This is a genomic window from Cryobacterium sp. M25 (assembly GCF_002929635.1).
GTDB classification, from domain to species: Bacteria; Actinomycetota; Actinomycetes; order Actinomycetales; family Microbacteriaceae; genus Cryobacterium; species Cryobacterium sandaracinum.
Window position 1 is genome coordinate 144,310 of the sequence record NZ_PJJU01000053.1, and the last position, 7,601, is coordinate 151,910.

Annotated in this window: 7 protein-coding genes; 6 read left to right on the plus strand and 1 reads right to left on the minus strand. The window is 65.5% G+C overall.

What is annotated here, in order from left to right:
* Positions 1-12 precede the first annotated feature (12 nt).
* Positions 13-534 (plus strand): hypothetical protein, encoded by a 522-nt coding sequence (locus CXY81_RS10115; protein ID WP_104169249.1) that lies wholly within the window; start codon positions 13-15, stop codon positions 532-534.
* Here the strand turns inward: CXY81_RS10115 and CXY81_RS10120 are convergent.
* Positions 531-1,859 carry an MFS transporter gene (locus CXY81_RS10120; RefSeq protein ID WP_104194758.1) on the minus strand — a complete coding sequence of 443 codons (1,329 nt, stop codon included), beginning with the start codon at positions 1,857-1,859 and terminating at the stop codon, positions 531-533. The genes CXY81_RS10115 and CXY81_RS10120 overlap by 4 nt on opposite strands.
* Positions 1,860-2,046: 187 nt before the next feature.
* Here CXY81_RS10120 and dnaK point away from each other — a divergent pair, with 187 nt between their 5' ends.
* Genes dnaK through CXY81_RS10145 form a run of 5 tightly spaced genes read left to right on the plus strand, consistent with a single transcriptional unit; the run spans position 2,047 to position 7,135 of the window.
* A complete protein-coding gene (gene dnaK, locus CXY81_RS10125; protein ID WP_104169251.1) occupies positions 2,047-3,915 on the plus strand; it encodes a molecular chaperone DnaK in 1,869 nt (622 codons plus the stop codon).
* Complete coding sequence (locus CXY81_RS10130; protein WP_104194759.1) at positions 3,915-4,535, plus strand: nucleotide exchange factor GrpE; 621 nt, start codon at positions 3,915-3,917, stop codon at positions 4,533-4,535. The genes dnaK and CXY81_RS10130 overlap by 1 nt, the downstream gene beginning before the upstream one ends.
* Complete coding sequence (locus tag CXY81_RS10135; RefSeq protein WP_104169253.1) at positions 4,528-5,535, plus strand: DnaJ C-terminal domain-containing protein; 1,008 nt, start codon at positions 4,528-4,530, stop codon at positions 5,533-5,535. Before CXY81_RS10130 ends, CXY81_RS10135 begins: the two co-directional genes overlap by 8 nt.
* 2 nt (positions 5,536-5,537) lie before the next feature.
* The gene (locus CXY81_RS10140) at positions 5,538-5,972 is read left to right on the plus strand and encodes a heat shock protein transcriptional repressor HspR (protein ID WP_104099724.1); all 435 of its coding nucleotides are present in this window, start codon (positions 5,538-5,540) and stop codon (positions 5,970-5,972) included.
* Positions 5,973-5,998: 26 nt separating this feature from the next.
* Entirely contained in the window at positions 5,999-7,135 is a 1,137-nt protein-coding gene (locus CXY81_RS10145; RefSeq protein ID WP_104194760.1) for a class I SAM-dependent methyltransferase, read from the plus strand.
* The last annotated feature ends 466 nt before the right edge of the window (positions 7,136-7,601 follow it).

The following is a 7,601-nucleotide window of genomic DNA, read 5'->3' on the forward strand; positions in this document are numbered from 1 at the left end:
TAAAATCGGCCCATGACCACATCCGTGCCCAGCTTTGCCGAGGCGCTCGTCGCGCCGGGACCGACACCCGACTACCCGGGGCGGATGCGCCGCTTCGGCCAGCTGGTCGGCGCCTGGGCCGCCACCGGGTCCCGCCTCGACGAGACGACCGGCGAATGGACCGGGCGCGAATTCACCTGGATCGTCGACTTCGTGCTCGACGGGCGTGCGGTGCAAGACGTCGAGGTCGTCGTGAGCGACTCGCACCCGACCGGCTTCGAGACCGTCGCCACGGCCGTGCGAGTCTATGATTCCTACGCCGGCGTGTGGCGGGTCAGCTATTTCGCCCCGGCATCCGGCGAGTACTGCCACCTCGTGGCGACCCCCCACCGCAACGGCCTGCGCCAGGACGGCACGGGCACCGACGGCCGCCCGATCCGCTGGAACTTCGTCTCGATCACACCTGACGCCTACGCCTGGGAGGGCTGGGTCTCCAACGACGAAGGTTCCACCTGGGTGCTGGTCGAGCACAACGAGGCCACCCGCATCCGTTAGCCGACCTGGTCCTGGCGGGCCTTCACCGGCAGCAGGAGAAGCAGCCCCACGAGCAAAACCAACATGAGTCCGAGGATGCCCCAATAGGTTTCGCCGAAGATCGTCACCATCAGGGCGAACATGGTCGGCGCCAGAAAGCTCACCGCGCGGCCCGTCGTGGCGTAGAGCCCGAAGACCTCGCCCTCCCGGCCGGCCGGGATCAGGCGTGCCAGGAAGGTGCGGCTGGCCGACTGGGCCGGCCCGACGAAGAGCGTCAAGGCGAGGCCGGCGGTCCAGAACACGATCTGACCGCCGTCGTGCAGCAGGAATACGATGCTGCCGAACACGATCAGGCCGATCAGGGCGGTCACGATGATCGGCTTTGCGCCGACCCGGTCGTCAAGCGCGCCGGCGATGATGGTGGCCACGCCCGCCACGACATTGGCGGCGATAGCGAAGATGATCACCTCGCCGGGTGAGAATCCGAAGACGGATGCCGCGAGCACCCCGCCGAAGGTGAAAACCCCGGCCAGGCCGTCGCGGAAGATCGCGCTCGCGATCAGGAAGTACACCGTCTGGCGGCTGGTCTTCCAGAGCCGGATGATGTCTTGCCCGAGCACGATGTAAGAACGGAGGAAGCTCACCCGGGGCCGGCGCACCGCGGCGGGAGAACGGTATTCGGGAACCGAGAACAGCACCGGCAGGGCGAACAGGCCGAACCAGGCGGCCGCGATGAGCATCGTGACCCGCACCGAGAGGCCGTTCTCGCTGGTTACCCCGAACAGACCCACGTCGGGGCTGATGAAACCGAAGTACACGATGAGCAGCAGCATGATGCCGCCGATGTAGCCCATGCCCCAACCGAAACCGCTGACCCTGCCGATGGTGCGCGCGGTCGAGACCTGGGACAGCATGGCGTTGTAGTTGACGCTGGCGAACTCGAAGAAGACGTTGCCGGCGGCCACCAGAACGAGGCCGAGCAGCAGGAAGCTCGGTGACGCCTCCACGAAGAACATCGCCGCGGTGAGGCCCACCACGATGAACGTGTTGACGCCGAGCCACAGCTTGCGCCGCCCGGAGGTGTCCGAGCGCTGTCCGGTGATCGGGGCCAGCACGGCTACCAGCAAGCCGGCGAAAGCGAGGGCCCAGCCGAGCTGGGCGGAAATGACGTCTTTGTCGCCGAACGAGCTGCCCGTGATGTAGACGGTGAAGACGAAGGTGGTGACCACCGCATTAAACGCGGCAGAGCCCCAGTCCCAGAAGCTCCAGGCCACTACGCGGCGTCTGCTCGTTTTGTCTGGCAGCTCCCGGGCATCCGTGCTGCCCTGCTCCGCGATCCCGGTCATGCGCTGAGGCTAGTGGATGCGGGGGGCCGGAGACCATCGATTGCACGAAATCTCAAAGTTGAGTCGTTCACGCTCAACTCTCAGGTGCGTGGCTTGACTTTAGATTTGGGACACTGGCACACTTGAGCCAGCACCACTCAACTCTGTGAAATCGAGCTGAGAACATACTTTAAAGGAGAACGCACACATGGCCCGTGCAGTAGGCATCGACCTCGGAACCACCAACTCTGTGGTGGCCGTCCTCGAAGGTGGAGAACCCACCGTCATCGCAAACGCCGAAGGCTTCCGGACCACACCGTCCGTCGTCGCCTTCACCAAAGACGGCGAGGTGCTGGTCGGCGAGACCGCCAAGCGCCAGGCCGTCACCAACGTCGACCGCACCATCGCGTCGGTCAAGCGCCACATGGGCACCGACTGGAATGTCGCCATCGACGACAAGAAGTTCACCCCGCAAGAAGTTTCGGCCCGCATCCTGGCCAAGCTCAAGCGCGATGCCGAGGCGTACCTGGGCGACAAGGTGACGGATGCCGTCATCACCGTTCCCGCGTACTTCAACGATGCCGAGCGCCAGGCCACCAAGGAGGCCGGCGAGATCTCCGGCCTTAACGTGCTGCGTATCATCAACGAGCCGACCGCGGCCGCACTTGCCTACGGCCTCGACCGTGGCAAGGAAGACGAGCTCATCCTGGTCTTCGACCTCGGCGGCGGAACCTTCGACGTCTCCCTCCTCGAGGTAGGCAAGGACGACGACTTCTCCACCATTCAGGTGCGGTCGACTGCCGGTGACAACCGCCTCGGCGGCGACGACTGGGATCAGCGCATCGTCGATCACCTGATCAAGAAGTTCAAGGAAACCACCGGCGTAGACGTCTCCAAGGACAAGATCGCCAAGCAGCGCCTCAAGGAAGCCGCCGAGCAGGCCAAGAAGGAACTCTCGAGCAGCATGTCGACGAGCATCCAGCTGCCGTACCTCTCCCTGACCGAGAATGGCCCGGCCAACCTCGACGAGACGCTTACCCGCGCCCAGTTCGAGAAGATGACCGAAGACCTGCTCGACCGCACGAAGAAGCCGTTCCAGGACGTCATCCGTGAAGCCGGGGTCAAGGTGGAAGATATCGCCCACGTCGTTCTCGTCGGTGGCTCCACCCGCATGCCCGCCGTGTACGAGCTCGTCAAGGCCGAGACCGGTGGCAAGGACCCGAACAAGGGCGTCAATCCGGACGAGGTCGTCGCCGTTGGCGCCGCACTGCAGGCCGGCGTGCTGAAGGGTGAGCGCAAAGATGTTCTGCTCATCGACGTCACCCCGCTGAGCCTCGGCATCGAGACCAAGGGCGGCATCATGACGCGCCTGATCGAGCGCAACACGGCCATCCCGACCAAGCGCAGCGAGACCTTCACCACAGCCGACGACAACCAGCCGTCCGTCGCGATCCAGGTCTTCCAAGGCGAGCGCGAGTTCACCCGCGACAACAAGAACCTCGGCACGTTCGAGCTGACCGGCATCGCGCCGGCCCCGCGCGGCATCCCGCAGGTTGAGGTTACCTTCGATCTCGACGCCAACGGCATCGTGCACGTGTCTGCCAAAGACAAGGGCACCGGCAAGGAACAGTCGATGACCATCACGGGCGGATCCTCGCTCGCGAAGGAAGACATCGAGCGCATGGTGCGCGAGGGCGAAGAGCACGCCGCCGAGGACAAGCGCCGTCGCGAGGCAGCCGAGACCCGCAACACGGCGGAGCAGCTCGCTTACTCGATCGAGAAGCTGATCAAGGAGAACGACGAGAAGCTGCCCGAGGACGTGAAGTCCGAGGTTCAGGCCGACGTCGACGCCCTCAAGGCCGCTCTCGTCGGCGACGACGATGCGGCCGTGAAGACGGCCTTCGACAAGCTCAACGAGAGCCAGGGCAAGCTCGGCGAGGCCATCTACAAGACCAGCCAGGCGGATGCCGCGGCCGGTGCCCCAACCGACTCCGAGCCGACCGCCGACGCGGCCGGCTCGGACGAAGACGTGGTTGACGCCGAGGTCGTCGACGACGAAGACGAGGTCAAGAAGTAATGGCAGACGACAACAAGCGTCCTGGCGACGAGCCGTTTGACGAGGGGGCATCCACTGAGGGTGCCCCCGGGGCCGACGCCGAGGCGGAAGCCGAAGGTGTGAGTGTCGAGGACATCGACGAGGTGTCCGCCGAGGGTATCGAAGAGGACGAGCTGACGGTCCAAGACATCCTGGATGCCGCCACGCGGGAAGTCGATGAGCTCACGAGCGAGCACCTGGCCGACCTCAAGCGGGTCACCGCGGAGTACGCCAACTACCGTCGCCGCACCGAGGCCAACCGCGAGGTCGAGCGTGAGCGCGTCACCGTGGATGTCGTCAAGGGCCTGATTCCCGTGCTCGACGATCTCGACCGCGCTGAGAAGCACGGCGACCTGGTCGAAGACTCGGCGTTCAGCACGATCGCCGCAAAACTGCGGGGGAGCGTCGAGCGCCTGGGCGTGAAGTCCTTTGGCACGGTCGGCGAACCGTTCGATCCGACCATCCACGAGGCGATCTTCCAGCTGCCCACCGCGGGCATCGAGTCGGAGACCGTCGGTGACGTGATCGAGACCGGCTACTTCCTCGGCTCGTCGCTCCTGCGCGTGGCCAAGGTCGTCGTGCAGGTACCGAGCGATGGCTAGCCAGGACTGGTTCGATAAGGACTTTTACAAGGTCCTGGGTGTGTCAAAGGACGTCACCCCGGCCGAGCTGAAGAAGGCCTATCGCAAGCTCGCCCGCAAGTACCACCCGGACTCCAATCCGGGCAACCCTGCGGCCGAGGCGACGTTCAAGGAGATCAGCGAGGCACACTCGGTGATCGGTGACCCTGCCCAACGCAAGGAATACGATGCTGTGCGCGCGATGGGCGGTGGGGCCCGCTTCACCGCCCCACGCCCCGGTGGCGGGCAGGCCGGAGGCTTCGACGATGTCTTCGGAGGCATGTTCGGTGGGGGCGCGCGGCAACAACAGCCCGGCTACTCCTATGAGCGGGGCGGTTTCGACGACCTCCTCGGCGGCATGTTCGGCCGCGGTCAGGGTGGCGGCGGTTTCGGTACCTCGAGCGGCGGGTTCCGCGGCTACGGCGGGCCGACTCGCGGCCGCGACGTGATCGCGTCGACAACGGTCGACTTCATCACGGCCACGCACGGTGACCAGATCACCCTGCAAACGCAGGATGGCCGCGCCATCAAGGTGAAGATCCCGGCCGGGGTGGCCGACGGGCAGAAGATCAAGCTCCGCGGCCAGGGGCAGCACAGCCCCGACGGCGGCGAGTCCGGCGACATCGTACTCACGGTGAACGTGCGCAAGCACCCGGTCTTCGAACGCGACGGGCTGAACCTGCGGGTCTCCGTGCCGGTCACGTTCGTCGAGGCCGCGCTCGGCGCCACTATCGAGGTGCCGACGTTGGGCGGAGCGCCGGTCAAACTGCGCATCGCCCCGGGCACCCCGAGCGGGCGCGTGCTGCGCGTCAAGGGGCGTGGCGTCGTGACGCCCAAGGGCACCGGGGACCTGCTGGCGGAGGTTCAGGTTGCCGTTCCGTCTCATCTGTCGAAGGACGCCGAGGAAAAACTCGCGGCCTTCGCGGAAGCACTGCCGAAGGAGAATCCGCGCGACGAACTCCTCGCGAAGGCGAGAGACTGACGGTGGACGAGAACACCCGGGTTTTCGTAATCTCGATGGCCGCCGAGCTTGCGGGCATGCACCCGCAAACGCTGCGCCAATACGATCGCCTGGGACTGGTGAGTCCCGACCGCACCCCCGGTCGGTCTCGCCGGTACTCGATGCGGGATGTGGCCAAGCTCCGCGAGATCGCGGAGCTCGGTGCCGAGGGTGTGAGCCTGGAAGGCATCCGTCGCATCATTGACCTCGAGGACCACGTGCGCACGCTCGAATCGCGGCTGCGCGAATTGGAGTCTGCGCTGGCCGATGAACTGCTCAACCGTCCGGGCCGCCGCGTCTTCGCGGCCGGCTCGGCCGGTGAGGTCATCTCGATGCGGGCCGGTACGCGCACGCGCCGGTCCAACCAGATCGTGATCTGGCGCCCCCTGGGTTCCCGCCCGATCGGCGACGAGAAGTAGCCGCACCTGCGGGCTAGCCTGAGGCAATGCCTGATTTTTCCTTTGACCGCCTGCGGCGTTTCCCCGACGTGGAAGCGGACAATCTCTTCGCCGTGGATGCGAGCGACCGCCTGATCCTCGACGAGGCGGCGGGCGTGCTGGCCGAGGCAGGATCCGGCGAGGTCGTGGTGATCGAGGACCGCTATGGCGCCCTCACCCTGGGCGCGGCCGCACTGGCCGGGGCCCGGGGAATCCGGGTGCACCAGGATGTCCTCTCCGGGGAGTTGGCCCTCGCCCTGAATGCGGCCGACGCCGGACTCGTCGATTCCTACCGCTCTTTCATCCTGGGTGAAGAACTGCTGGCGAACGCGCGGGTGGTACTGATCCAGCTGCCGCGCAGTCTGGCGGCGCTCGATGAGTTCGCCGACGCCATCCGTCGTTTCGCGGCACCGGATGTGGTGGTGATCGCCGGCGGACGCATCAAGCACATGACGCCGACCATGAACGCGGTGCTCCGCCGGCACTTCGGCGAGCTGCAGGTCTCGTCGGCCCGGCAGAAGTCGCGGGTACTCAGGGCAGCGGCCTCGATAGCCTCCGCAACTCAGCCGACGATGTCCACCTGGCCGAATTGTGTGGAGCACGCTGACCTGGGACTCACGATCTGCGCCCACGGGGCTGCGTTTGCCGGCGCGACCGTCGATATCGGGACGCGCTACCTGCTTGAGTTCCTTGATCGTATGAAAACGGATGCTCGGAGCGCCATCGACCTCGGCTGCGGCACCGGGGTGCTCGCCGCCACCCTCGCCCGACGCCGTCCCGCCCTGCGGGTGACCGCCACCGACCAGTCGGCCGCGGCCGTCGCCTCAGCGCGGGCCACCATGGTGGCCAATGCGCTTGCCGACCGGGTCACGGTCGTGCGGGATGACGCGCTCCAGAGCCAACCGGATGCCTCGGCCGAACTGATTGTGCTGAACCCGCCCTTTCACATCGGCTCGTCGGTCCATGCCGGCATAGCCCTGAAACTGTTCGAGGATGCCGGACGAGTGTTGCAGCCCGGTGGTGAACTGTGGAGTGTGTGGAACACCCACCTCGGTTATCGCCCCGCGCTGACGCGATTGGTCGGGCCGACACACCAGGTCGGTCGGAACGCCAAGTTCACCGTCACGGTCTCGACCGGACGCTGAGACGCGCCGGACCGCCGTGAGGCCCGCACCTGGGGGCTTGCGCCGGGGCGCCGGAGCCGACACGCCCGGGATGCGGGAGGGAGTTGCGCACCCCCAGAATTCACCGTAATGTCTCTCTAGTCACCCCACAGGTGCGGAAAGCCGCAGAGCTTCCCGGCCTCAAGTGGGACGAAGATTTTAGTTTTTTCTCGAATATCCTCCCGCCTAGGGAGCGTTCGAGTTCAAACCAAGATAATATCTTTCTTCGGCTGGTCGTCAAGTCGCGTATGTAGATTATTTCGAATCGCTCTGGTGCACTCGAAATCGACTGCTTTCCGTTATTTGACAGAGATTAGTCGGGTAGGTACGTTATACAAGTTGCCTCGAAGCGACAGCCCGTGGGGCCTGAAGTCGAGTGCGTCCGATCCTTGAGAACTCAACAGCGTGCACAATGTCAAATGCCAAAAACCTCGGCCGTAGGGCTCCT

Bases quoted from the DNA above. Each gene is read 5' to 3' on its own strand.
- CXY81_RS10130 (WP_104194759.1), top strand. From the start codon at position 3,915: ATGGCAGACGACAACAAGCGTCCTGGCGACGAGCCGTTTGACGAGGGG.
- CXY81_RS10120 (WP_104194758.1), bottom strand. From the start codon at position 1,859: ATGACCGGGATCGCGGAGCAGGGCAGCACGGATGCCCGGGAGCTGCCA.
- dnaK (WP_104169251.1), top strand. From the start codon at position 2,047: ATGGCCCGTGCAGTAGGCATCGACCTCGGAACCACCAACTCTGTGGTG.
- CXY81_RS10145 (WP_104194760.1), top strand. From the start codon at position 5,999: ATGCCTGATTTTTCCTTTGACCGCCTGCGGCGTTTCCCCGACGTGGAA.
- CXY81_RS10135 (WP_104169253.1), top strand. From the start codon at position 4,528: ATGGCTAGCCAGGACTGGTTCGATAAGGACTTTTACAAGGTCCTGGGT.
- CXY81_RS10115 (WP_104169249.1), top strand. From the start codon at position 13: ATGACCACATCCGTGCCCAGCTTTGCCGAGGCGCTCGTCGCGCCGGGA.